At 72.9% G+C, this 24774-nt stretch carries 20 protein-coding genes and 1 pseudogene; 9 read left to right on the top strand and 12 right to left on the bottom strand.

All coding sequences use genetic code 11. The annotated features are described in order from the left end of the window. Window positions 1-117 precede the first annotated feature (117 nt). From AC1DUE_RS04955 to AC1DUE_RS04940, 4 genes are read left to right on the top strand one after another with little or no spacing between them, the layout of a single operon-like run. The gene (locus AC1DUE_RS04955) at window positions 118-3366 is read left to right on the top strand and encodes an FtsX-like permease family protein (RefSeq protein WP_477038289.1); all 3249 of its coding nucleotides are present in this window, start codon (window positions 118-120) and stop codon (window positions 3364-3366) included. Beyond that, window positions 3363-6119 (top strand): hypothetical protein, encoded by a 2757-nt coding sequence (locus tag AC1DUE_RS04950; RefSeq protein ID WP_477038288.1) that lies wholly within the window; start codon window positions 3363-3365, stop codon window positions 6117-6119. Before AC1DUE_RS04955 ends, AC1DUE_RS04950 begins: the two co-directional genes overlap by 4 nt. A gap of 31 nt (window positions 6120-6150) precedes the next feature. Continuing rightward, window positions 6151-7107: an ABC transporter ATP-binding protein gene (locus AC1DUE_RS04945; protein ID WP_477038287.1), complete on the top strand. Its 957-nt coding sequence runs from the start codon at window positions 6151-6153 to the stop codon at window positions 7105-7107. After that, on the top strand, window positions 7104-7796 hold the full coding sequence (locus AC1DUE_RS04940) for an ABC transporter ATP-binding protein (protein ID WP_477038286.1): 693 nt from the start codon (window positions 7104-7106) through the stop codon (window positions 7794-7796). The genes AC1DUE_RS04945 and AC1DUE_RS04940 overlap by 4 nt, the downstream gene beginning before the upstream one ends. 9 nt (window positions 7797-7805) lie before the next feature. Here the strand turns inward: AC1DUE_RS04940 and AC1DUE_RS04935 are convergent, their stop codons facing one another. From AC1DUE_RS04935 to AC1DUE_RS04915, 5 genes and pseudogenes are all read right to left on the bottom strand, one after another. Further along, entirely contained in the window at window positions 7806-8294 is a 489-nt protein-coding gene (locus tag AC1DUE_RS04935; protein ID WP_477038285.1) for a GNAT family N-acetyltransferase, read from the bottom strand. 17 nt (window positions 8295-8311) lie between these two features. Then, the gene (locus tag AC1DUE_RS04930) at window positions 8312-8941 is read right to left on the bottom strand and encodes an anaerobic ribonucleoside-triphosphate reductase activating protein (RefSeq protein WP_477038284.1); all 630 of its coding nucleotides are present in this window, start codon (window positions 8939-8941) and stop codon (window positions 8312-8314) included. Further along, window positions 8938-10752: a ribonucleoside triphosphate reductase gene (locus AC1DUE_RS04925; protein ID WP_477038283.1), complete on the bottom strand. Its 1815-nt coding sequence runs from the start codon at window positions 10750-10752 to the stop codon at window positions 8938-8940. The genes AC1DUE_RS04930 and AC1DUE_RS04925 overlap by 4 nt, the downstream gene beginning before the upstream one ends. A gap of 157 nt (window positions 10753-10909) precedes the next feature. Further along, entirely contained in the window at window positions 10910-11125 is a 216-nt protein-coding gene (locus AC1DUE_RS04920) for a hypothetical protein (RefSeq protein WP_477038546.1), read from the bottom strand. 301 nt (window positions 11126-11426) lie between these two features. Further along, window positions 11427-11531, bottom strand: a pseudogene (locus AC1DUE_RS04915) (DUF2510 domain-containing protein); the annotation flags it as partial. 150 nt (window positions 11532-11681) lie between these two features. Between AC1DUE_RS04915 and AC1DUE_RS04910 the strand changes: the two are divergent. Further along, entirely contained in the window at window positions 11682-13133 is a 1452-nt protein-coding gene (locus AC1DUE_RS04910; protein ID WP_477038282.1) for a GH1 family beta-glucosidase, read from the top strand. Here the strand turns inward: AC1DUE_RS04910 and AC1DUE_RS04905 are convergent. Beyond that, on the bottom strand, window positions 13087-13650 hold the full coding sequence (locus AC1DUE_RS04905; RefSeq protein WP_477038281.1) for a TetR/AcrR family transcriptional regulator: 564 nt from the start codon (window positions 13648-13650) through the stop codon (window positions 13087-13089). The genes AC1DUE_RS04910 and AC1DUE_RS04905 overlap by 47 nt on opposite strands. A gap of 85 nt (window positions 13651-13735) precedes the next feature. Here AC1DUE_RS04905 and AC1DUE_RS04900 point away from each other — a divergent pair, with 85 nt between their 5' ends. Continuing rightward, a complete protein-coding gene (locus AC1DUE_RS04900; RefSeq protein ID WP_477038280.1) occupies window positions 13736-14629 on the top strand; it encodes an SDR family oxidoreductase in 894 nt (297 codons plus the stop codon). On the opposite strand, the gene AC1DUE_RS04895 is transcribed toward AC1DUE_RS04900, so the two are convergent. Together AC1DUE_RS04895 and AC1DUE_RS04890 are read right to left on the bottom strand one after the other, a co-directional pair. Continuing rightward, a complete protein-coding gene (locus AC1DUE_RS04895; RefSeq protein ID WP_477038279.1) occupies window positions 14617-15672 on the bottom strand; it encodes a DNA glycosylase AlkZ-like family protein in 1056 nt (351 codons plus the stop codon). The genes AC1DUE_RS04900 and AC1DUE_RS04895 overlap by 13 nt on opposite strands. A 49-nt stretch (window positions 15673-15721) precedes the next feature. Beyond that, window positions 15722-16375 (bottom strand): TMEM175 family protein, encoded by a 654-nt coding sequence (locus AC1DUE_RS04890; RefSeq protein WP_477038278.1) that lies wholly within the window; start codon window positions 16373-16375, stop codon window positions 15722-15724. 135 nt (window positions 16376-16510) lie between these two features. On the opposite strand from AC1DUE_RS04890, the gene AC1DUE_RS04885 reads away from it, so the two are divergent. Together AC1DUE_RS04885 and AC1DUE_RS04880 are read left to right on the top strand one after the other, a co-directional pair. Then, on the top strand, window positions 16511-17047 hold the full coding sequence (locus AC1DUE_RS04885; RefSeq protein ID WP_477038277.1) for a TetR/AcrR family transcriptional regulator: 537 nt from the start codon (window positions 16511-16513) through the stop codon (window positions 17045-17047). A 69-nt stretch (window positions 17048-17116) separates the two neighbouring features. Further along, complete coding sequence (locus AC1DUE_RS04880; RefSeq protein ID WP_477038276.1) at window positions 17117-19297, top strand: MMPL family transporter; 2181 nt, start codon at window positions 17117-17119, stop codon at window positions 19295-19297. 30 nt (window positions 19298-19327) lie between these two features. Here AC1DUE_RS04880 and AC1DUE_RS04875 read toward each other — a convergent pair whose 3' ends face one another. After that, on the bottom strand, window positions 19328-20020 hold the full coding sequence (locus AC1DUE_RS04875; protein ID WP_477038275.1) for a rhomboid-like protein: 693 nt from the start codon (window positions 20018-20020) through the stop codon (window positions 19328-19330). A 189-nt stretch (window positions 20021-20209) separates the two neighbouring features. On the opposite strand from AC1DUE_RS04875, the gene AC1DUE_RS04870 reads away from it, so the two are divergent. Then, window positions 20210-21961, top strand: a complete 1752-nt coding sequence (locus AC1DUE_RS04870; protein WP_477038274.1) for an APC family permease — start codon at window positions 20210-20212, stop codon at window positions 21959-21961. Between the two features lie 6 nt (window positions 21962-21967). Here the strand turns inward: AC1DUE_RS04870 and AC1DUE_RS04865 are convergent, their stop codons facing one another. The 3 genes from AC1DUE_RS04865 to AC1DUE_RS04855 form a co-directional block, all read right to left on the bottom strand. Next, complete coding sequence (locus tag AC1DUE_RS04865) at window positions 21968-23428, bottom strand: hypothetical protein (protein WP_477038273.1); 1461 nt, start codon at window positions 23426-23428, stop codon at window positions 21968-21970. Then, on the bottom strand, window positions 23425-23988 hold the full coding sequence (locus AC1DUE_RS04860) for a sigma-70 family RNA polymerase sigma factor (RefSeq protein ID WP_477038272.1): 564 nt from the start codon (window positions 23986-23988) through the stop codon (window positions 23425-23427). Before AC1DUE_RS04860 ends, AC1DUE_RS04865 begins: the two co-directional genes overlap by 4 nt. A gap of 66 nt (window positions 23989-24054) precedes the next feature. Beyond that, a complete protein-coding gene (locus AC1DUE_RS04855) occupies window positions 24055-24744 on the bottom strand; it encodes a DUF2510 domain-containing protein (protein ID WP_477038271.1) in 690 nt (229 codons plus the stop codon). Between the last annotated feature and the right edge of the window lie 30 nt (window positions 24745-24774).

Raw genomic sequence — 24774 nt, 5'->3', positions numbered from 1 at the left:
CGAGAAGTCGAGACCGTATCGATACGTGGAATCGCTCCCACAAGTGGGCCACCGATTTCTATGATCGGCTCGCGCGGCCTCGTGAGTGCGCACCGTCGACGACGACAGGGGGAACGCGTGGGCTGGTACGCGCGGTTGCTGATGCGCCGCGCGCGCGCTCAGTCGGCCCTGCTCGCCGTCGTGGCGGGCGTGGCGTTGCTGGCCACGTCGCTGCTCGGCACCTTCACGCTCCTGCTGACCGCGAGCCAGGACCGCATGGTCGGGGTCGCTCTCGACCGCACCCGCGCCCAGGACCGAGAGCTCGACGTTGTCGTCAGGCCACGAGCCGGGGACCGCACGCTGCTGGACGGCGCCGACCAGCTCGTGACGGACACCCTAGCCACGGTCCCCGCCACGCGGGAGACGTGGCTGGCCTCGGCGATGTACACCGTGAGCGGCACCGCTGACGCGGTCCAGCCCTATGTGTACCTCGGCTCCGAGCCGGAGATCGCCCGAAGCAGCGTGCTCCTCAGCGGCGCCTTTCCGACTGCAGCCGTCGACGAGTCCGGGCGCGTTCTCGTCGCGGTTCCCCAGGTGGCGGCCGAGGCGTACGGCTGGCAGGTCGGGACCGTGGTGGACGTCGCCGTCGGAGGGCGGAGCGATCGGGCGACGCTCGTCGTCACCGGGACGTTCCGGCTGACCGGACCGGCTTCCTCGTGGCACCGGGACCCGCTGGCCGGCGCGGAGGAGGATGCGGCGTACCCGGTGCTGGGATCGGCCGGATTCCTGACGACGAGAGCGTGGGGACCGCTCGTCACCGCAGGTCCGGACGTCCTGACGGACGGGACGGTGCAGCTGGGCACCGCGCACCTGGTCGCCCACCCCGACCTGGGCCAGGCCGGCGGCGACGAGGTGGCAGCCCTGCGGTCCCGGCTGGACGACGCGCAGCGTCGGCTCGCCGCGCTGACCGTCGACGGCGGGGACGCGCGGATCGAGTCCCACCTCGCCGACACGATCGACGCGGCCGCGGCCAGCCTGCGGGTCACCCAGGTCACCGTCGTGGTGGTCGCCCTCCTCCTGGTCGTGCTCGCGATCACCGTGCTGCTGGGTGCCGCTCGTCTGCTTGCCGAGCGGCGGGCACCCGAGCAGCGGCTGCTCTCGTCGCGCGGTGCGTCGGCGGGCCAGCTCACCGGTGTCGCCGGGCTCGAGGCGCTCGGCGTCGCCGTGGTCACTGCCGCGCTCGCGCCCTGGCTCGCGGGCGGTCTGTACCACGTGCTCACCGCCTCGGGCCCTGTCCGGGATGGGGGCCTGCACGTCGATCCCGGCCGACCGGCTGAGCTGTGGCTGGTGTGCTCGGTGTGCGCGCTCGTGCTCGCGGGGGTCCTGCTCGCTCCTACGGTCCGGCTGCGCACCGCGACCGGCGCGGGCCGGGCGGACCGCACCGGGGCGCTCGCGCGCTCCGGGGCCGACATCGCGCTCGTCGTCCTCGCGGTCGTGGCGTTCCGCCAGCTGAGCACCTACCAGAACCCGATCGGGTCGGCGGGTTCCGCCGACCCGATGCTCGTCCTGGCGCCCGCGCTGGTGCTGCTCGCGGGTGCCGTCCTGACCCTTCGCCTGCTGCCCGTGCTGACGCGCGCGGGGGAGCGGCTCGCCTCCCGCAGCCGAGGACTGGCCTCTCCCTTGGCCGCCTGGGAGCTCGGGCGTCGCCCGGGCCGGGCGTCTGCCTCGGTCCTCCTGCTGACGCTCGCGATCGGTGTCGGCACGTTCTCTCTCTCGTTCCTGTCGACGTGGCGTTCGTCGCAGCAGGACCAGGCCGACCTCGCGACCGGCACCGACGTTCGCGTGGTCCCAGCCGACGAGCTGGCGGCAGCGGCGTCAGCCGCCGGCCTGCCCGGCGTCGAGCACGTCGCGCCTGTGACGCTGCGCGACGCATCCGTCGGTATCGCGAGCTCGTCGGGTGACACGACCCTGACGACCACCGTCCTGGCCGTGGACACCACGCAGGCCGGAGCCCTCCTGCGTGGCCGGGTCGCCGGCGGGTGGGAGTCGCGGACCCGCCACCTGCGACCGACGACGCCGGTCGAGGGCGTGCCCTTGCCGGGCGTGCCGCGGTATCTCGTCGTCGACCTGCGCACGACGCTGTCCGCACCCGTCGTCGGGTCTGTGCGTGTCTGGGCCGTCCTGCAGGACCCGACCGGTGAGCGCTCGACGGTCGCGCTCCGGACCCTGGAGCTCGAGGACTCGTGGACGGACGTCGTCGTGCCTGTGCCGGCGGTCGCCGGGACGAGCCTGGTCGGCGTCGTCGCGCGCGGGMCGCCGTCGACGACGGACGCCCCGCCCGCCGCAGACGTGGCGATGACGCTCGAGGTGGCGCACCTGCGGGTCGCCACCGGTCCCCCGCTCCCCGCCGACGGGCAGGTGCCGCCGGTGGCCGAGCTCGCTGGTGTCAGTGCCGTCTCGCTGACCGACGGACGATGGGACACGGACCACCGGACGACCGTCGACGCAGACGTCCTGCACCTCGAGTCGACCGTGCTCTCGGGGATCGACTACGGCGCGCCCCTCGCGCTCGCGGGGACGACCTTCGCCGACCCAGGCGCCGACGGCCTCCGGATCCCGGCGCTGGTGACGCCCGACCTGCTCGACGCGCTGTCGACGGACGTCGGGCGCTCGCTGCGACTCACGGTCACGGGTGCTCCCGTGGACCTCCAGATCGTCGGGACCGTGCCGTACCTGCCGGGACATCCGGCGGGCAGCGGTGTCCTCGTCGACTCCGACGTCCTGGGCCGAGCCGCAATGGTGGCGGCCGGCGAGCCGCCGCCGACCGACGAGTGGTGGCTCTCCGTGCAGGACGCGCGCGCCGCGGCGGTGGCCTCGACGATCGAGACGACAGGCGGCGGCGTCGCGCACACCCGGGTGGCGGCGCGGACCGACGCGACCGACGGGCCCCTGCGGGTCGGCGTCCAGGCGGCCCTCTGGGTCGTCGTGGCCGCCGCCGTGGTGCTCGCCGTCGCCGGCATCGCGATGAGCGCGACGGTCTCCGTGCGGGCCCGGCGGCTCGAGCTCGCCCGGCTCCAGGCGCTGGGTGTGGCCCGGACGTCCCTGGTGCGGTCGCTGCTCCTCGAGCATGTCGTCGTCGCCACCCTCGGGCTGGCAGCCGGTGTCGCGATCGGGGCGTTCCTGGCCCGGGCCGTCGCACCGTTGGTCACGGTCTCCTCGACAGGCGGCACGCCGGTGCCTGGCGTGGTGGTGCACGCCGGCTGGTCCGCTCAGCTCGTCCTGCTGGGGATGCTGCTGGCCTCGACGGTGGCCGTCGTGGCCGTCGTGACGAACGTGCTGCTCAAGCGTGCGTCGGGCGAGCTGCTGCGGCTGGGGGACGACCAGTGAGCGCGTTCGCGGCGGTCCGGACCGGCGTCCGCGCGGCGACCGCAGACGTGGTGCTCGTGGGGCGCCGTCGCGCGCGGGCCGACATCGCCCTCGTGACCTTCACGGCGGTGGTCCTGGCGATCAGCGTCGCGCTCGCGCTCGTCGTCCCGCGTCTCGTCGCGATCGCCGCCGACGACGCCGTGCAGGAGGCGGTCCGCGACGCCGGCACGTCCGCCGACCTCGTCGCCGGCATCGGCAGGCCGCAGGCGCCGACGACGAGCACGGACCGCGATCCCAACATCGCCGCCGAGCTGCGGGACTCGGCGGTGAGCGTCCGGCAGGCGCTGCCGGTCGGACTGCGCTCGGTCACCGGCCCGGGCACGGTCACGGTCGCGACCGGCGTCCGGCTCGCGGTCGCGGGCGACGTCTCGCTCGCCACGCGGCTGGTCTACGTCGGTTCGCCCGACGACGAGGCGCTCGTGCGGTGGGTGGACGGTACGGCGCCCGCGCTCTCGGTCCTGCCCGGGGCGGGCAGCGACAACCCGACGTCGGTGCACCAGATCCAGGTCGGGATGCAGGCCGACGTCGCAACGGCGCTCGGGGTGCGCGCCGGCGACCACGTGCGCGGCTCCCTGCCGACGCGGGGGAAGGCCGACATCGTCATCACCGGCCTGTACACCGCGATCGACCCCGGCGACCACGCCTGGGCGGACTCGCGCGACCTGCTGGCGGTGCAGGACGCGCCCCCGGGGGAGGAGCAGCGCGCTCGGGTGGGTCTCCTCGTCACCGACGAGTCCCTGCCGGACCTGGAGCTGGTCGTCCTGCGGCGTGCGGCCACGACCTCGTACCGGTACCCGACCGAGGCGAGCGCCGTGGACGCGGCCATGGCGCCGGGGGTCCTCGCCGAGCTCACGCGCGTGCAGGGGGACCCGGACGTCCTGCACCAGAGCGACGGCCGCGTCCCGACGGTGTCGACGGACCTCGGGTCCGTGCTCACGGCGATCGCGGCCCGGCTCGCCGCCGCCCGAGCCCAGCAGTCGCTGGTGGTCGTCGGCCTGGCCGGGGTCGGCGCCCTCGTCCTGGTCCTCGCCGCGCGGCTCCTCGTGGGTCGCCGCGAGACCTTCCTGCTCGGGGAGCGGGCGCGGGGTGCGTCGCTCGCCGCGATCGCGTCCCGGGCGCTGGTGGAGTCCGTCCCGGTGGCCGTCGTCGCCGGAGCGGTCGGTGCCCTCGTCGCGATGCTCGCCGCGCGGGGTCCGGTCCGGTCTCCGGGAGTTGCCGTGTGCCTCGTCGCGGTCGCCGCGCTCGCGCCGCCCGCGATCGCGGTCGGCCGGTCGCGCGCCGCGTGGTCCGGGCGCCGGCAGCCGGCAAACCGTGCCGACCGGGACCGCCTGGAGCGGCGGCGCAGGTCTCGCCGGATCGTCGCTGAGGTCGCGGTGGGCGTGCTCGCCCTGGGCGCGTTCGTCTCCGTCCGCCGCCGCGGCCTGCTCCCACCGGGAGGCCGGGACGTCGATCTCCTGCTCGCGGCCGCACCGTTGCTGGCCGCGGCCGCCGTGACGATCGTCGTGGTGCACGCGATGCCGCCTCTGCTGCGCGCCGTGGCGCGCATCGCCCGCCGGAGCCGAGGACTCGTCCCGCTCGTCGCGACGGCCCGTGCGGGCGCTGTGCACGGGGCCGTCGTCCCTATGACGGCGTTGACCATGGCCATCGCGATGGTGGTCTTCTGCGGCACGACGACCGTGATGGTCCGCGCGGGGCAGGCGACCGCGGCGGGTGAACGCGTCGGCGCGGACGTGCGCGTGGACGGGCCGGTCACCCCGGCCGACATCGAAGCGCTGCGGGAGGCTCCCGGGGTCACGGCCGTCGCCGGCGTCGCGGTGCTGCCCGCGCGTGACCTCGGATCAGGATCGGGGACGAGGATCGACCTCGTCCTGGTCGACGCCGAGGCGCTCGGCGCGGTCACCGGGGGCGAGGACGGCCGTGCGCTGGTCGGCTCGTCCGCGGGTGCGGTGCCCGCGCTGGTCGACCCGGGGCTCGTCCAGGTCGCCCGGCTGGTACCCCCGCAGGTGCTGGGCGCGTCCGAGAAGGTGGCCCTGGACGTCGTGGGGACGGTCCGCGCCGGATCGCGCGTCGGCGTACCCGTCTCGGGGTCTCCCGCCCGTCCCCGCGTCGTGGTGGACCGCGCGACGTTCGACGCGGCGCAGAACGAGACGACACCGCTGACGACCGTGCTGGTGGACGGCCCCGGCGCCGCCGCAGCCGTCGCCGCGCTCCACCTGGGCGACCGCCCGGCGGTGAGCGTCACCAGCCGTGCCGGCTGGCTGAGCGCGTGGGCGGCGGTTCCCCTCAACCGCGGGCTCGTCGTGCTGCTGTCGGCGGCGGCAGGGGTGCTGGCGCTGTACGCCGCTCTCGCCCTGGTCCTGCTCGTCGTGGCGACCTCGCGCGAGCGCGGACGGACGCTGTCGGCGCTGCGCACCCTCGGGCTCGACGTCCGCACCGGCCGTGCACTGACGCTTGCCGAGCTGTCCCCCTTGGTCGGCGCCGCGCTCCTTGCCGGGGTCGCGATCGGGCTGGTCGTGCCGTGGTTGCTCGGCGGGGCGCTGGGGCTCGACGTCGCCACCGGCGGGTCGCACGCACCGCCGCTCGTCGTCGGCTGGTGGCCGGTCGTGGCGGCGTGCGTGACGGTGGGTGGCGCTCTCGTCGCGGCGGTGGTCGCGGAGGGTGCGATGCGGCGACGCGACCGGCTCGGTGACGTGCTGCGGGTGGGAGAGCGATGACGAGGTCAGGGACCGACGAGGAGGACGCACGATGACGACAACGCTCGACTCGCTCGAGGAGCGGGCACGAACGCGCCCCAGGGACTTCGGTGCGGACGCGCTGATCGTCTGCGACTCGCTCGTGCGCATCTACCAGTCGGAAGGTGTCGAGGTGCAGGCCCTGCAGGGCCTCGATCTGCTCATCGAGCCGGGGGAGCTCGTGGCGGTCGTCGGCGCGTCCGGGTCCGGCAAGTCGACCCTCCTGTCCGTGCTCTCCGGGCTGGACGTCCCGACGGCGGGACGCGTGCGCGTCGGGCCGTGGGACCTGATGGCCATGTCTGCGCGGCAGCGGATCGAGTACCGGCGCTCGATGGTCGGCTTCGTCTGGCAGCAGACCGCGCGCAACCTGGTGCCGTACCTGACGTCGGCCGAGAACGCCGCGCTGCCGCTCGCGCTCGCCGGCCGCCCGCGCAAGGAGCGGGCCCGCCGGGCGGACGAGCTGCTCGACATGCTCGGCGTCGGGTACTGCGCCGACCGGCGTCCGGGCGAGATGTCCGGAGGCGAGCAGCAGCGCGTCGCGATCGCGGTCGGGCTCGCCAACGACCCGCAGGTCCTGTTCGCCGACGAGCCAACCGGCGAGCTCGACAGTGCGACGTCGCACGAGGTGCTCGAGTGCCTGCGCACGTCGAACCGCGAGCTGGGAACCACCGTCGTCGTCGTGACGCACGACTTGGCGGTCTCGGAGCACGTCCGTCGGACGGTGTCGATCCGGGACGGGCGCACGTCGTCGGAGGTCGTGCGCCGCACGGACACCCACGAGGACGGCAGCGAGCACGTGGTCGCCGAGGAGTTCGCCGTGCTGGACCGCGCCGGTCGCCTGCAGCTGCCGCGCGAGTACCGGGACGCGCTCGACCTCGTCGGCCGGGTGCGGCTCCTGCTCGAGGAGTCTCATGTGTCCGTCTGGCCGGGCGGGTCACGGCCCGCGACCCCCGACGAGGAGCAGCGATGAGCATCACGACGACCAGGCCGGTCGTCCTCGTCGAGGGCGTCAGCCGGACGTACGGGACGGGCCCGACCGCGGTCCGGGCGGTCGACGACGTGTCCTTCACGGTGGCGCCGGGCGAGCTCGTCGCGCTCGTCGGGCGCTCCGGGTCCGGCAAGACGACGCTGCTGAACTGCGTCGGTGGGCTGGACCGTCCCGACGAAGGGCGCGTCCTCGTCGACGGCCGCGAGGTCTCCTCGCTCGACGAGTCCGGCCTGGTCGAGCTGCGACGCGACGTCGTGTCGTTCGTCTTCCAGACCTTCGGGCTGGTGCCCGTGCTGACCGCGGCCGAGAACGTCGGCGTGCCGCTGCGGCTGCGCAAGGTGCCGGTTGCGGACCGTGAGGCGCGCGTGGAGCTGCTGCTCGATCTCGTCGGCCTCGGTGCGCACGCCCAGCAGCGCCCCGCCGAGATGTCGGGCGGTCAGCAGCAGCGTGTGGCGATCGCGCGTGCACTGGCCAACTCGCCCCGCCTGCTCGTGGCCGACGAGCCCACCGGACAGCTCGACACCGAGACCGGCACGGCGGTCATGGCCCTGCTGCGGGCCATCGTCGAGGCCGAGGGCATGACGGCCATCGTCTCGACGCACGACCCCCTGATGATCTCCCTCGCCGACCGGGTGCTGCGGCTCGCGGACGGTCGCCTGGTCGAGCAGTAGCCGCGTCGGTCAGCCGGCGAGCGAGACCTCGAGCAGCGCGCACGAGAAGTCGGCGAAGTCCTTCTGGCCGACCACCGTGAGCCCGTACGCGCCGTAGTAGTCGTAGAGCACGGGGTTCGTCGTGCGGCAGTCGAGCCGGAGCATGTCCACGCCCGCGTCCAGCCCTCGCTGCCGCGCCCAGTCGAGCAGCGCCGTGCCGACGCCCTCGCCGGTGTGCCGGCGGTCGACCATGAGGCCGTGGACGTAGACCGCGGGCGTCTGGTCCGCCCCCCAGAAGTCCGGGTCGGTCCAGAGCAGACGCAGCGTCCCGACGAGCCCCGCGGCATCCCGGACGACGTACCACTCGCCGGCCGCGACCTGGCGGGCGATGCGCTCGTGCGGGAGCGATCCCTGCGGCCACTGCACGGTTCCGTTGGCGGCCATCCAGTCCTCGAGCGACCGGCGCAGGGCGTGGATCGCGTCGATGTCGTCAGGCGTCGCGGGGACCGGAGAGAGCATGTCGGCGACCGTACCTCTCACCCCGCCGACGTGAGCGCCTCCCGGTACTGGGCGGTCGTCCCGGCCGGCCGGACCTCCTGCAGCACGTGCTCGTCGACGCCGAGCGACGAGAGCAGCGCGGTGAGCTCGGCGACGTCGTCGGGCGACTGGACCGTCGGGTCGACGGTCGTGCGGACCTGGACCTCGACGCCTGCGCGCTGGACCAGCCGGAGGGACGCGAGGGCCCTCGCCCACGCGTCGACCCCGGTCTGGGCGGCGTACAGGCGCGGCACCGACTTGATGTCGAGGCCCACCCAGTCGACGAGGTCGAGCACCTGCGCGAGCCTCGTCGGAAAGGTCCCTGCGGTGTGCAGCCCGACCCCGAACCCGAGCCCGCGGACCTTGGTCATCGCGTCGCGCAGACCGTGCTGCCGGGTGGGCTCCCCGCCGGAGAACACGACCCCGTCGAGCAGGCCGCGCCTCCGGGACAGGAGGTCCACGACGGACGCCCACGGCACCGAGCCCGGCGTCCGCGGGTCGATCAGCAACGGGTTGTGGCAGTACGTGCAGGCCAGCGGGCAGCCCTGCAGGAACACCGTCGCAACGAGCCGGCCCGGCCAGTCGCAGGTCGACAGGGGAGTCAGACCTGCGACGGCCAGGCTGGTCATCGCTGCTCCACGAAGTGCACGCGCTCGGCGTGCTCGCCCTTCTTGCCGACGTTGAACGACGACACCGGCCGGTGGTACCCCATGACCCGCGTCCACACCTCGGTCCCGCCGCCGCACGTCGGGCACTGGAGGACCTCGCCCGCCAGGTACCCGTGCGACGCGCAGATGGAGAACGTCGGCGTCACCGTGACGTACGGCAGCCGGTGGTTCTCGAGCGCGCGCTGCACCAGCTTGCGGCAGGCCTCAGGCGTCGAGAGGCGCTCGGACATGTAGAGGTGCAGCACCGTGCCACCCGTGTACTTGGTCTGCAGCTCGTCCTGGCGGTCCAGGGCCTCGAACGGGTCGTCGGTGAAGCCCACGGGCAGCTGCGAGGAGTTGGTGTAGTACGGGTGGGCGACGGTGCCGGCCTGCAGGATCGACGGGAACCGCAGGCGGTCCTCCTTGGCGAACCGGTAGGTCGTGCCCTCCGCGGGCGTGGCCTCGAGGTTGTACAGGTGCCCGGTCGCCTCCTGGAACTCGACCATCCGCGCCCGCACGTGGTCGAGGAGCGCGACCGCGTAGGCGTGGCCCTCCTGCGACGTGATGTCGTGCGCGTCGCCGGTGAAGTTGCGCACCATCTCGTTCACGCCGTTGACGCCGATGGTCGAGAAGTGGTTGGCCAGGCCGCCGGCGAGGTAGCGCTTCGTGTACGGGAACAGGCCGTCCTCGATGTAGCGGTCGATCACCTCGCGCTTGAGCTCAAGGGAGTCGCGCGCGAGGTCGAGCAGGTGGTCGAGGGCCCGCAGCAGGCCCGGCCAGTTGTCGCGGTGCAGGTAGCCGAGGCGCGCGCAGTTCACGGTGACCACGCCCAGCGACCCCGTCTGCTCGGCCGAGCCGAACAGCCCGTTGCCGCGCTTGAGCAGCTCGCGCAGGTCCAGCTGCAGCCGGCAGCACATCGACCGGATCTGCCCGGGCTCCAGGTCGGAGTTCAGGAAGTTCTGGAAGTACGGCAGGCCGTACTTGGCGGTCATCGCGAAGAGCCGGTCGGCGTTGGGGGAGTCCCAGTCGAAGTCCGAGGTGATGTTGTAGGTGGGGATCGGGAACGTGAACACGCGGCCCGACGCGTCGCCCTCGGTCATCACCTCGATGTACGCGCGGTTGATCATCGCCATCTCGTCGGTGAGGTCGCCGTACGTGAAGTCGACGGGCTCGCCGCCGACGAGCGGGACCTCGTCACGCAGGTCGTCCGGGCAGGTCCAGTCGAAGGTCAGGTTGGTGAACGGCGTCTGCGTGCCCCAGCGCGACGGCACGTTGAGGTTGTGCACGAGCTCCTGCACGAGCTGACGGACCTCGTCGTACGAGAGCGCGTCCGTCCGCACGAACGGCGCCATGTACGTGTCGAACGAGCTGAACGCCTGCGCACCCGCCCACTCGTTCTGCAGGGTGCCCAAGAAGTTCACGATCTGGCCGACGGCCGACGAGAAGTGCCGCGGCGGCCGCGACTCGATGGTCCCGGGGACCCCGTTGAACCCCTCGCTCAGCAGCATGCGCAGCGACCAGCCGGCGCAGTAGCCGCTCAGCAGGTCGAGGTCGTGGATGTGCAGGTCGCCCTCGCGGTGCGCGTTGCCGACGGCGGCGGGGTACACCTGCGAGAGCCAGTAGTTGGCGGTCACCTTGCCCGCGGTCTGCAGGATCAGACCGCCGAGCGAGTAGCCCTGGTTGGCGTTGGCGTTCACCCGCCAGTCGGAGCGGTCCAGGTACTCGTCGATCGTCGAGGCGACGTCGATGGTGTGGGGGCGGGCAGGAGATGGGCGCACGGGAGTGGTGCTCATGGCTGGTCCTCGTCGGGTCGAAACCGTGGGGTGACTGGGACCGGCGCCGCCCGTGCGGGGGTGGAGCTCGATTCGTGGTCACGACCGTAGACCCGGTGCAGGTGCGACCCCGCGCAGGACCGCTCGGCGAGTCGGGCTCGCCCGCGATCCGGACGGGCTAGGTCCCCATCGTGCCGATGGCGCCGACGACGGGTCCGACGACGAAGAACGCGACCGCCGCCGTGAGCGCGGCCCCGGCCCCGACCCACGCCAGGACGGGGAGCGCCGGCGCATCGCGGAACGTGGCGTTCTGGTAGTCGCGCCACGCCCGGACCAGCAGGAACACCGTGCCACCGGCGCTGAGGTACCAGAGCGTCCCCGACGAACCCGTCACCAGGCCGATCGATCAGGCCCGTGACCAGCAGGATCGCGATCGCTCCGCCGAACATCCAGAATCCGCGGCGGCGCAGGCCGAGCGCGTCGTCGAGACGGTTCTGCTGGTAGGCGGCGCCCTGCGACACGCTCTCGGCGAGGTTGGCCGACTGCCCGAGCCGCGTCGGCACGGTGCTGGCGAACCCGGAGGTCTGCGCGCCGAACGACGAGGGCTGCGTGCCGAACGACGACGGCTGCGCGCCGAACGACTGGGGGACGGCGGCGATGGGCGACTGCGCCGGGACCGGGACCGCAGCCGGCGCCGCGAGCGGCCTCGTGTGCTCGGTCCAGCTCGTGCCGTCGAACCAGCGCACAGCGCCGACCGTCGTTCCGTCGTCGTACCAACCGGCCCCCGGCAGCGAACTCATCGGGCGATGGTGCCAGCCGTCGCTCACCTGGGGTCGCGATCGTGGGCGATTCACCCGGATGCTGCGGTCCTCGTCGCGGAGCCGACGGGCCAGTATCCTGGGCCGTGGGAGCGATCCCACACCCGCGACCGCTCGACGAGGAGCCGACGCATGACCCATCCGATCGATCGCCGGACCGTCCTGCTCGGCGGCGGCGCCGCGCTGCTGCTGGCGGCCTGCACGCCGTCGGGTCGAGAGGCCCCCACCCCGACCTCCTCGGGTCCCACGTTCCCCGAGGCGTTCACCTGGGGCGTCGCGACGTCGGCGTTCCAGGTCGAGGGTTCGACGACGGTCGACGGCCGAGGCCCGTCGATCTGGGACACGTTCGCCGCGAAGCCGGGGAACATCGACGGGGGAGCGACCGGCGACCCGGCCGCCGACCACTACCGCCGGTGGTCGTCGGACCTCGACCTGCTCGTCGAGCTGGGCATCCCGGCGTACCGGTTCTCGGTCGCGTGGCCGCGCGTGCAGCCAACCGGCGCGGGCGCGACAAACCCCCAGGGCGTCGACTTCTACCGACGGCTCGTCGACGGCCTCCTGGAGCGCGGGCTCCACCCCGCGATCACGCTCTACCACTGGGACCTGCCGCAGCCGCTCCAGGACGCCGGCGGCTGGGCGGCCCGCGAGACCGCGCAGCGGTTCGCCGACTACGCCGCGATCGTGTTCGACGCCCTCGGCGACGTCGACGCGACGTGGCTGACGATCAACGAGCCGAAGACGACGGCCTACGTCGGCTACGCGGGCACCGAGCACGCGCCGGGCCTCGGCGACCAGGACGCCGGCGTGGCCGCGGTCCACCACCAGCTGCTCGCGCACGGCCTGGCGGTCCAGGCCTTCCGGGACTCCGGGGCCGACGGCCAGGTCGGCATCGCGCTCAACCTCCTACCCGTGTACTCGGTGGGCTCGTCGGACAAGGCCGCCCTGCGCGTCGACGCCGTCGAGAACCGCATGTTCCTGGACCCGCTGCTCGCCGGCGCCTACCCCGACGACGCGATCGGCGACCGCAGCGGCCAGATGCACGCGGACCCCGACCGGTTCGCGGCGCTCGTCCAGGCCGGCGACCTCGACCTCATCGGCACGCCGTGCGACGTCCTCGGCGTGAACTACTACGGCGTCGCGATGATCGACGAGGGTGGCAACTACCGGAACGTCTACCCGACGTCGGCCGCGGGCTGGCAGCAGATCCACGCCGAGGGTCTGTACGACCTGCTCACCCGGCTCCGTGACGACTACCCGAGCCTGCCGCCGATGCACATCACCGAGAACGGCATCCCTGACGACGAGACGTACCCCGGACCGCACGACGACGCCCGGATCGAGTACCTGCGCACGCACCTCGAGCAGGCCGCGCGGGCGATCGGCGACGGCGTCGACCTGCGTGGCTACTACGCGTGGTCGTTCCTCGACAACTTCGAGTGGGCGCGCGGCCTGCGCCAGCGCTGGGGGCTCGTGGACGTCGACTTCGACACCCAGGAGCGCACCCCGAAGGACAGCGCCTCCTGGTACGCGGACCAGATCAGGGCCGCGTCACCACGCGCAGGTCGTCCAACGTCTGGCGGATGATCGCCGGCAGGTCAGCCGGGGCGGGGTCCGCGACCCACGTCTCGAACCCGACCGAGAACGCCGTCACCCCCGCCGACGCGGCCAGCGCCGCGGTCGGACCCGGCACGCCGCGTGCGCGCAGGGCCTGCGTCGCCGCGCCCGTGAGCGTCGCCATCTTGAACAGCTCGCGCTCCTGCAGGCTCGGGTTCGCCGCGATGACACCGGCACGCCGCCGAGCGTGGTCGCGCCGCTCCTCGAGGATCGTCCCGGCGCTCGCGAAGGCCTCGCCGACGACCTCGATCGGCGTCTGACCGGCCGGGGCGTCTCGGATCGCGTCGACGATGTGGGTCCGCAGGGCGTCCGACCCGTCGAACAGCACCTCGCGCTTGTCGGCGAAGTGCCGGAAGTAGGTGCGCTCGGTGACGCCGGCACGCTCGGCGATGTCCTCGACCGTCGTCTGCTCGAACCCGCGCTCGGCGTAGAGCTCCAGCGCCACGCGCGCCAGTCGTCCGCGCGCGTCCGGCTCCCATCGACCCATGGCGACGAGTGTAGTGATGACAGACGCTGACATCGGACGTACAGTGGTGATGACAGTTGCTGACATCACCTTGAAGGAGCGCATCATGCGCGTGTTCGTCACCGGGGCATCCGGCTGGATCGGTTCCGCCGTCGTCGCCGAGCTTCTCGCCGCCGACCATGAGGTCGTCGGTCTCGCGCGCTCGGAGGCGAGCGCCGCACGCATCGAGTCCGCGGGCGCGGCGCCCGTGAGCGGCGACCTCGACGACCTCGACGTCCTGCGGACCAGCGCCGACAAGGCCGACGCCGTCGTCCACCTGGGCTTCAACCACGACTTCGGGGACATGGCCGGCGCCTGGCGCACCGAGCGCGCCGCCGTCGAGACGTTCGTCGAGACCCTGGCGGGCTCCGACCGCGCGCTGCTGCTGGCCTCGGGCGTCGCAGGCCTCACGCAGGGCCGCGTCTCGACCGAGCGTGACGCCTCGCCCCATCAAGGGCCGGACTCGATGCGCGGCGGCGCCGAGCACCTCGCCCTCTCGTACGCAGACCGCGGCGTGCGGTCGGTCGGCCTGCGCTTCGCCCCGACCGTGCACGGCCAGGGCGACCACGGCTTCGTCGCGCACCTGGCCGGCATCGCCCGGGCGAAGGGCGTCTCCGGCTACGTCGGCGACGGCGCCAATCGGTGGCCCGCGGTGCACGTGCTCGACGCCGCCCACCTGGTCCGGCTCGCGCTCGAGGCGGCCCCCGCCGGATCCGTCGTGCACGCCGTCGGCGAGGAGGGGATCGCGACCCGCGACATCGCCGAGACGATCGGCCGCGGCCTCGGCATCCCGAGCGCGTCCATCGACCCCGAGCAGGCCGCCGAGCACTTCGGCTGGATCGGCCGGTTCTTCGCACTCGACACCCCCGCGTCGAGCGCGCTCACCCGCGAGCTCCTCGGCTGGACGCCGACCCACCCGGGCCTGCTGGACGACCTCGCCGCGGGCTACTACACGTCGTAGGCGAGGTCGAGCTCCAGCCACCGCGCCAGGTCCTCGATCTCCTGGTCGACGGCGTCCTGCTCGGACGACGAGAGGGGCACGTCCAGGTGCAGCGCGTGCACCTGCAGGACCCGGGCCTGCGCGGTGGCGTCCAGCTTGCCGACCAGCCGGTCGCCCACCAGCACGGGCAGCGCGTAGTACCCCCAGCGGCGGACTGCGGCCGGCTTGAACATCTCGAGCGCGTACTCGAACTCGAAGATCTCGGTCATCCGCTTGCGGTCGTGCAGCAGCCGGTCGAACGGGGAGAGCAGCGCGGCGCGACCCTCGAACGGGGCGTCGAGCAAGGCCGGGTCCACCCGCCACTCACCACGGACTCCCTCGACGACTGCCGGCTCACCGGCGGTCCCGACGTCGAGCGGCTCGACCGGGCACTCGGGCCCGCGGGACCGGGCGATGCCGAGCGCGCTCAGCCTCCGCCCGTCGCGCAGCACCTGGGCTTCCTCGAGCGGGATCCGGGGACCGCCCGGGTACACGCGCTCTGCCAGGTCCCACAGCCGGTCCTTGCCGGTCCCGCCGGCGGCCGCGACGTCGCCCATGAGCACGAGCTGGTCGAGCATCATGGTGATGTTGCGGTTGTTGTTCCAGCCGGACGACCGCCACGGCCGCACGCACGTGTCCGGGAGCTCGCTCGCGGTCAGCGGCCCGTCCGTGCGCAGCAGGGCCAGGATGTCCTGCCGACAGCCCTCGTTGTCGTCGACCCACTGCCGGTTGGCCTTCTTCCAGCCCTTGACGTCGTCGCCCGTGCCCGGCCACTCGGCCATCTCCGCGCGGTAGAGCGCCAGGTCCTCGGCGACGCGCAGCGTCATCCGGTAGTCGAGGATCGTCTGCTGGTCCAACGCCTCCTGCAGCTCCGACGGGTCGTACGCCGGGCCGATCCGGCTCCACAGCACCAGGTCCGCGCTCGGGGCGATCGGGGCGGTCGGGTTCAGCTGGACCAGCGAGAGCCGGCGCACCGTCTCGTGGACGTCCTTGGGGCGATCGGCCGTGAGCAGCTGTGCGCGCACAGCAACCCGACGAGCGTCTGCGCGTGACAACCGGTGCACGCGAGCGAGCCTAGGACGCCCCGCCGACATCGGGGCCGGGGACCGCGGGCACGCGGCGTCGGGCGCGGCGGGACGAGACGAACCGGGTGATCGGTGCGGACGCCAGCAGGAGCAGCAGCGCCCAGATGCCGATCGCGGGCACCGTGACCGCGACGACCAGAGCGGCGAGCAGGAGCGCGGCGGTGACCAGGCCGTCGGTCAGGTCGATGGGGTCGTCCCCGCGGTCGGGCGCGAGCGCCGGATCGCGCTGGAGCGTGCGCTCGATCAGGACGAGGGCGAGGCAGCTCACGAGGATCGTGCCGATGTAGAGGCCGTAGACGACGTCCTTGTGCTCTCCCGAGACCGCGGCGAGCGCGTTGGTGGCGAACGGAAGGAACACGATGCTCGCGAGCCAGACGAAGTTCACGCGGATCAGCGCGGGGCTGTAGTCATCGACCCTCTCGAACACCCCGTGGTGGCTGATCCAGAGCCGGCCGATCACCGCGAAGGAGATCGCGAAGGCGAGGAAGGCAGCCGAGTTCTCGCGCAGGATCGCCGCCGGCTCCTCGCCATCGCCGAACTGTGCGGCCACATCGACGAGCGGCAGGACCAGCAACGTGATGGCGATGGCGACGGTCGCGTCCGAGAAATTGACCAGGCGGTCGACTCCGCGCCCGCTGTGCACGCGGGCCATCTCAGCGGGAGCAGTCTCGGACGAAGCGTTCGGTCACCCTCGCGACACTACGGCCCGTGGGCGTCCTCCCGGGTGAACCTGACCGACCGGTCGGCCACTGACCGATCGGTCAGGTACGCTCCCAGGATGACCACGACCGTCCCGGTGCGCGAGCGCACGCGTCGAGAGATCCTCGACCACGCGCTGGAGCTGTTCGTGGAGCACGGCTACCACGACACGTCCCTGGCCGACATCGCCGCCGCGGTGGGATGCTCGAAGGCGACCGTGCTGTACCACTTCGCCAACAAGGCCGCGATCGTCTCCGAGGTCCTCGAGCCGGCAGCGCTCCAGCTCGACAGCCTGGTCAAGGAGCTCGCGAGCCACCCCGGCCCGGACGGGCAGGAGCGCGCGATCGACGAGTTCATCGAGGTCGTCCTGCAGTACCGCAGCCTCGCGGTGGTGCTCGACGGCCCTCAGCTCCTCGCGGAGGTGCCGTCGTTCATGGCTGTGGCCGACTCCTGCCTCGCCCTGCCTGGGCTGCTCGCCGGCGGCAACGACCCCGAGCAGGTGAGCATCGCCGGCTTCGCGCTCAACGGCGTGATCGCCGAGATCCGCGACCACCGGCACTCCGACGAGAGCCTCCGGGCCCTCCTGCAGACCTGCATGAGACGTCTGCTCCTCTGAGCAGCAGCACGTGCCCCGACGACGTGGCGCAGACCGACACCCCCGCCACACCGATCGAAACGGAAGACCATGGCACAGCTCCTCTACCGACTGGGACGGTTCTCGTACCGCCGACGCGGTCGCGTCGTCGCGATCTGGGGCGTGATCCTCGTCCTGCTCGGCGTCGGCGTGGCCACGCTGGCCGGCTCGACCACCAGCAGCCTGACGATCCCCGGCACCGAGGCTCAGCAGGCGCTCGACGACCTCGAGACCGACTTCCCGGCGGCCTCGGGCGCCACCGCGACCCTGATCGTCCAGGTCCCCGAGGGTGAGCAGCTCGACGAGGCCGCGCTCGCGCCGGTGCTCGCGGACGCCGCGACGCTGCCCGAGGTCGTCGCCGTGGTCGACCCGACGCAGTCCCAGGCGATCAGCCAGGACGGACGCACCGGCCTGGTGACCGTCGTCTACGGCACGCCGCTCGAGGGCATCTCGCAGGAGGCCAAGGACGCGTTCGACGAGTTCGGCGAGTCGGCCACGACCGAAGGCCTGCGCGTCGTCTCCGGCGGTGAGCTCTCGCAGGCACCGCCCGAGGTCGGCGCGACCGAGGGCATCGGCGTCGTCGTCGCGGCCATCGTCCTCGTCGTCACGTTCGGGTCGCTGATCGCCGCCGGCATGACGCTGCTGACAGCGCTCGTCGGCCTGGGCGTGGGCATGTCCAGCCTGCTCATCCTCACGTCGGTCGTCGACATCACCTCGACGGCACCGATCCTCGCGCTCATGCTCGGCCTGGCGGTCGGCATCGACTACGCGCTGTTCATCAGCTCCCGGCACCGCAACAACCTCGCCGACGGGCTCGAGCCGGAGGAGTCGGTCGCCCGCGCCGTCGCGACCGCAGGCTCCGCCGTGACGTTCGCCGGCGCGACGGTCGTCATCGCGCTCGCGGGCCTGTCGATCGCCGGCATCCCGTTCCTGTCGGTCATGGGCCTGGCCGCCGCCGGCACGGTCCTCACCGCGGTGGTCGTCGCGCTCACGCTCCTGCCCGCGCTGCTCGGCTTCGTGGGCACCAGGATCCTGCCGCGCAAGCAGCGCACGGGCACGATCACCCCGAACAACGAGGACGGGGCAGGCTTCCGCTGGGCCCGCATCGTCACCCGGTTCCGCGTGCCGTTCGTCGCGGTCGGTGTGGTCGGCCTGGGTCTGCTCGCCCTGCCCATGATGAACATGCACCTCGCGCTCCCCGACGGTGGCACCGCCCCGGCCGACAGCCACCAGCGCATCGCGTACGACCTGACCGCCGGGGCGTTCGGGCCGGGCGTGAACGGCCCGCTGGTCGTCGTCGTGAAGGGCGACTCGGCCGAGTCCACCGCGGCCCTCGCGCAGAGCGTCACGGACGGCGTCCAGGGTCTCGACGACGTCGTCGCCGTGCAGCCCGGCCAGGTCAGCGAGTCGGGCCAGACGCAGCTCCTCACCGTGATCCCGAAGAGCGGGCCGAGCAGCGAGGAGACCGCGCAGCTGGTCACGACCATCCGCGACACGGTCGCGCCGATGACCGAAGGCTCTGACGAGAGCGTCGCCGTCACGGGCATGACGGCCATCGGGGTCGACGTGTCCGCCAAGCTGGCGGCCGCGCTCCCGATCTACCTCGCCGTGGTGATCGGCCTCGCGTTCATCCTGCTGCTCATCGCGTTCCGCTCGTGGATGGTGCCGCTCAAGGCCGCATTCGGGTTCCTGCTGACCATCGGCGCGACGTTCGGCCTGGTCGTCGGCGTGTTCCAGTGGGGCTGGGCCAGCTCGATCTTCGGCATCGACAACCCGGGTCCGCTGGTCAGCTTCCTGCCGATCATCATGATCGGGATCCTGTTCGGGCTCGCCATGGACTACGAGGTGTTCATCGTGTCCCGGGTGCGCGAGGAGTTCGTGCACGGCAGCCACGCGACCGAGGCGACGATCGCCGGCGTCGGGCACGGAGCGCGAGTGGTCACCGCCGCGGCGCTGATCATGACCTCGGTGTTCGCGGGCTTCATGTTCGTCGACGACCCGACCATCAAGGCGATCGGGTTCGGCCTGGCGGTCGGCGTGCTCATCGACGCCTTCGTGGTCCGGATGACGATCGTTCCCGCAGCGCTCGCGCTCCTGGGCGACCGGGCGTGGCACCTGCCGCGCTGGCTCGACAAGATCACGCCGAAGGCCGACATCGAGGGCGCGAACCTGCGCCTCGCGGACCCGAAGCCGACGCAGGAGCCGACCGAGGAGCCGGTCGCGACGCACTGAGCACGGCCGATCGACCCGCCCGGGCTGCGTTCAGCGCAGCTCGGGCGGGTCGATCCCGCGTTCACCTCGCGCGCGCGACCGGTGGTCGGCCGCGACGGCACGGGACGCGACGAGCGCGAGCAGCAGCCCGATGGTCAGCGCCGTCGCGTGCCCCGCGTCGGTGAACGTGCGCAGGAACGCGCCCGGCAGCAACCAGTAGAGGGCCGTCGCCGCCAGGTACCACCACCGCCAGCGCGGGGGTACGGCGAGCACCAGGAACCCCATCGCACAGGCCATGACGTAGCTGACGCCGACGTCGGTCGCCTCGGCGACGGAGTCGTCGACGAAGCCGTGGAAGATCCCCGTGGTGAGCGCTGCCGCGACCACCAGGCCCGCCCCGACGTGCCCGGCCAGCCCGACCACGAGCGACGCGAGGCGGCCGACGAACCTCTGCAGGTAGGCCAGCACGACCAGCAGCTGCACGACCAGCGTGAGCCCGGCGACGCTCTCGACGACGAACGCGCTGCCGAGCATCGACACCAACGGCTCGGACCGCAGGTTGGTGAGGTTGCTGCTGACCCGGTCGAGGATCTCCGCCTGCCGCGCGGGCGACTGCACCTGCACCCAGAGCGTCACGGCGGTGACTGCCGCGCAGTAGGCGATCGCGAGGTCGGCGCGCCGGACCGTCCGCCACACGTCGCGCAGCGCGTCGCGGACGAGGGTCCCCAACGGCCGGTCGGTCATGAGTGCACCGTACGGTGCGCCTGGGTTCCGGACCTCTTCCCGTCGGCAGGCGCGACCGCTACGGTTTCCGTGGTTGGACGCGCAATGGACGAGCGATCTCTGCTCCCTCAGCAACACAACGCAACGAATCCGCTCGGTCAAACCTGCCCGGCGCAACGATGCCTCGGGCCTGTGCCTTTGCGAGGTTTCGTGTCTGCTCCCGCCACCGACGCCGCTCCTCTGGGCTTTCCCGAGACCGGCAAGGGACTCAAGGGCGGTGCGCTCGGGCTCGTCTCGAGCGTCGTCGTCGGCACCGCGTCCACCGCTCCCGCCTACAGCCTCGCCGCGAGCCTCGGGTTCGTCGTCGCGGGCGGCGGCGCCATCCTCGCCGGCGTCAAGGCGCCCGCGATCATCCTGCTGGCGTTCGTCCCCATGTACCTCATCGCCGTCGCGTACCAGGAGCTGAACCGGGCGGAGCCCGACTGCGGCACCACGTTCACCTGGGCCACGCGTGCGTTCGGCCCGATCACCGGGTGGCTCGGTGGGTGGGGGATCATCGCCGCCGACGTGATCGTCATGGCCAACCTCGCGCAGATCGCGGGCTCGTACACGTTCACGTTCCTGGGCGAGCTCGGCTGGGACGCCGCCGGCGGGCTGGACACCAGCGTGGCCGCGACGACCACCGTGGGGCTCGTGTGGATCGCCGTCATGACGTATCTCTGCTATCGCGGCATCGAGGTCTCCGCGCGCATCCAGTACGCGCTGCTGTCCATCGAGGTGCTGGTCCTGATCATGTTCGCCGTCGTCGCGCTGACCAAGGTCTACACCGGCAACGGCGAGTCCTACTCGCTGACGCCGCAGTGGAGCTGGTTCTGGCCCGGCGGCCTGGACGTGTCCACCGTCATCGCGCCGGCCCTGCTCACCGCGGTGTTCATCTACTGGGGCTGGGACACGGCCGTGTCGGTCAACGAGGAGTCCGACGACCCCACCACCACCCCCGGGCGCGCGGCGATCCTGTCGACCGTCCTCCTGCTGGTCACCTACGTCCTGGTCTCCACGGCGGCCGTCGCCTTCGCCGGCGTCGGGACCACCGGCATCGGTCTGGGCAACCCCGACAACGCGGACGACGTCTTCGCGGCGATCGGCCCGGCCCTGTTCGGGGACTCCGGGCTCGGCAAGATCGCGCTGCTCCTGCTCTCGGCGTCGATCCTGACGTCCGCGTCGGCGTCCACGCAGACGACGATCCTGCCGACGGCCCGCACGACGCTGTCGATGGCCGCGTACAAGGCGGTGCCCAAGGCGTTCGCGCAGATCCACCCGAAGTACCTGACGCCCGGGGTCTCGACGATCGCGATGGGCATCGTCTCCATGGTGTTCTACCTGCTGTTCACGCTGATCAGCCCGAACCTGCTGACCGCGCTGATCGGGTCGGTCGGCCTGATGATCGCGTTCTACTACGGCCTGACCGGGTTCGCGTGCAGCTGGTTCTACCGCCGGACGCTGCACCACAAGCCGCGCGACTTCTTCATGCAGGGCGTCCTTCCGTCGCTCGGCGGGCTGATCCTGCTGGCGGCGTTCGTCTACGCGCTGATCCAGTTCGCCGCGCCGGACTGGCTGACCGACGACAACGACAACAACGTGACGATCCTGGGGATCGGCGCGGTCGCCGTGGTCGGCGTCGTGGCCATCCTCATCGGCCTGGTGCTCATGATCGTCTGGTGGATCCGCCAGCCGGCGTTCTTCCGCGGCGAGACGCTCCCCATGCGGGGCGCGCACGACCTGGTGCTCGCCGGTCCCGCGACGATCCCCGAGTCCGCGTTCCGGCTCCCCGACTCCGGCCTGCCGGGCATCGTCATCGCCCCCGACCTGTCCAACCTCCCGCCCGGGGCCACCGCGGTCACGACGACGGGGGAGGAACCGCCGGAGCCGACGGAACCGTCGGAGGGCGGCCGGCCGGTCTGATCCCCGTCAGGACGGCGGGAGGAAGTAGCTGGGCGAGCGGATCCAGCCGTCGGGCAGGGCCGTCTCGACGGGACCCGGCCCGCCCAGCTCGGTGATCGCGCCGGTGGCGAGGTCGGTTCGGACGGTGCGCTCTCGTCCGGCCTTCCCGGTGCCGTCGTAGCAGGCGTTGAGCTGCGTGACGACGCCGGTGCCGGAGAACTGGGCCAGGTAGCCGTGGTCGTAGCGGCCCCACTGCCCGGTGAGCGGCACCACCGCGCCGTCCTGGAGGATCGCCGGGTCGCCGCCGAGGGCGCACGGTCCCTCCTGCGTCGCGAACGTGACCCCGGTGCGGCCGTCGTCCAGGACGGTCGCGTAGGTCAGCGGATACTCGGAGGTGCCGACGGGCACCGCGGGGCGGGTCGGACGAGCGGCGTCGACGCCGAGCAGGTCGTACGACGTGCCGTCCGCCGACGCGCAGCTCAGGAGGATCGTGCTCGGCCCGGACCACCCCGGGACCGTGCACGTGCGGTCGGCCGGCAGCGACGTGACCGGGGTCGACGTCCCGGTACGGACGTCCACGACGACCATGGCGCCCGTCGCCGAGGTCCCCGTGACCCAGCGGCCGTCGGGGCTCAGGCTCACGCCGTACGGTCCGACGTGCAGCGGGCCGAGATCGCGGACCGTGCCGTCGGTGTCGCGCACGGTCAGGGTGGTGTCCGTGCCCAGAATCTCCCCCTCCTGCGAGTCCGTCAGGAGCCGGTAGGGCATCGGCCGTCCGCCGGTGCTGCTCAACAGGTCGGCCGGCACAGGCGGCGGAGAGAGCCAGACCGTGCCGTCGTCGGTCGTGCCGACCAGGCCGCTCGCGGCGTTCACACCCTCGATCGGGGTCAGGACGCCGGTCCGCAGGTCGAGCCAGCCCAGGGTGTCGGCCTCGTCGTGCACGCTGACGGAGGCCAGGGCGATCGGCTGCCCTGCCCGCCACGAGTGCACGGAGATCCAGGTGCGGTCGTCGAACTCCAGGATCTGGTGCGGGGTCGCGTCGGGGCCGACGAGCTCGAGCCGGAGCCGGGTCGAGGTGAGGTCGGTGACCGGCTTGGTGGGGTCCGTGTCGAGGCTGGTCGTCAGCATCCAGTCCCGCGTCGTGCTCTCGAACAGGCCGGGCTCGACGGGCAGGGGAGTCGCGAACGGGCCGATCGTCTCCGTCGAGGCGGTCGACGTGCTGGTCGGAGCCGGCGTCGGCGCCTGGGTGACCGTCGGCGTGACGGCCGGCGCCGGTCCGTCGGCGTCCCGACCGCCCAGCCACACGACCGTGCCGGCGGCCCCGACCAGTGCCAGCCCCGCCACGGACTGACCCGCGTGCCGGACCGCGCGCCGGCGCCGGACACGTCGCACGGTCCGGGCGAGCGGGCCGGCGGCGGGACGGGCGCCGTCGTGGACGCGCTCGATGCTCGCCTCGGTCGATCCCAGGAGCTTCCCCAGGTCGGTCATGACTGCTCCCCTCGCCGTCCGGGCTCCCTGGTGACCAGGAGCACCTCGGACCGGTCGTCGTCGTCGGTCGTCGTGGCGCCGAGCAGCCGCTGCATGGTCGCGGCGGCCTCCGACGTGTAGCGCTTGACCGCACCCTGGCTGAGCCCGAGCTGGTCGGCGGTCTGTGCGACCGACAGGTCCTCGAGGTGGCGCAGCACCACGCAGGCGCGCTGCCGCGGGGTGAGCCGCCCGAGCGCCTCGACGACGTCGCGCTCCAGCCCGGGCAGCGTCGTCTGCTCGACGGGTACCGGTTGCGCGGCCGCGAGGTCGGTGGCCCGGCGCTCGCTGGCCGCCGTGCGTGCCTTGTCGATGGACCGGGTCACGATCGCGCGCCGGACGTACTGCTCGGCCTGCCCGAGCGAGGTGAACCGAGCGCGGCTGCTGAAGGTCGCCACGAGTGCGTCCTGCACGAGGTCCTCGGCGTCGGCGGGGCTCGGGGCGACCAGGGTCGCGCGGGCCAGCAGCCGTGGCCATCGTTCCTCGACGAGCTGCTGGAGCAGCCCCTCCCAGCGCGCGCTCATGTGCCCCCCGGTCTGTCGTCCGACCCTAGGAGAACGGAGCCCGCGCCGGAACGGTTGGGCAGGACCCTAGGAGGCCGGGGCGTCCTCGACGTGCACGGACCAGTTCCGGTCGGCGTCGACGACGCCGGAGAACTCGATCGGGTAGTCGTCGCCGTCGGTCGCGGTCGCGACGCCCCGGCACGTCAGGACCACGGCCTCGGTCTGGTCCGGCTGGATCGCCAGCGTGCCCGCGACGAGCTCGGCGTAGTGGTCCTCGACGACCGACGTGTCGTGCAGCGTGACGATGGACATCGTGGGGTGGCCAGGGAGCGGCTCGCGCGCCTCGCTGATGACGTCGGCGTACAGGTCCCCGCACGTCAGCGTGGCGCCCGTGGGTGCGGGCGGGGTCGCGGTCGGGTCGGTCGGCTCCGGGGCGATCGGGGTGCTCTGGGGCTCCTCGTGGACGACGACGGCGGAGACGCTCGCGTGGGCGCGGTCCGGCGTCTGCAGCCAGATCGCGCCGACGGCCACCGTGCCGAACAGGGCGACGGTCGCGCTCGCGACGACGGCCAGGCGCCGTGCCGGCGGTCGCGACGTGAGCGTCGGGCGCGTGCTCTGGACCCGGTCGGTCCACGCCGCGCCGTCGAAGTAGCGGAGCTGGCCGGCCGCCGCGGGGTCCGCGTACCACCCCGGCTGGCGGTCGGTGGTGGCCGGCGTGGCGTCGAGGTCGGGGAGCCAACCGATGCTCGGTCGCCCGTCGTTCGCAGCCTTGCCCATCCACGCACCGCCCCTCGACGATCTCTCCAG

It is taken from the genome of Cellulomonas sp. P4_A2 (assembly GCF_056402515.1).
This window is presented reverse-complemented; position numbering and strand designations above follow the sequence as displayed.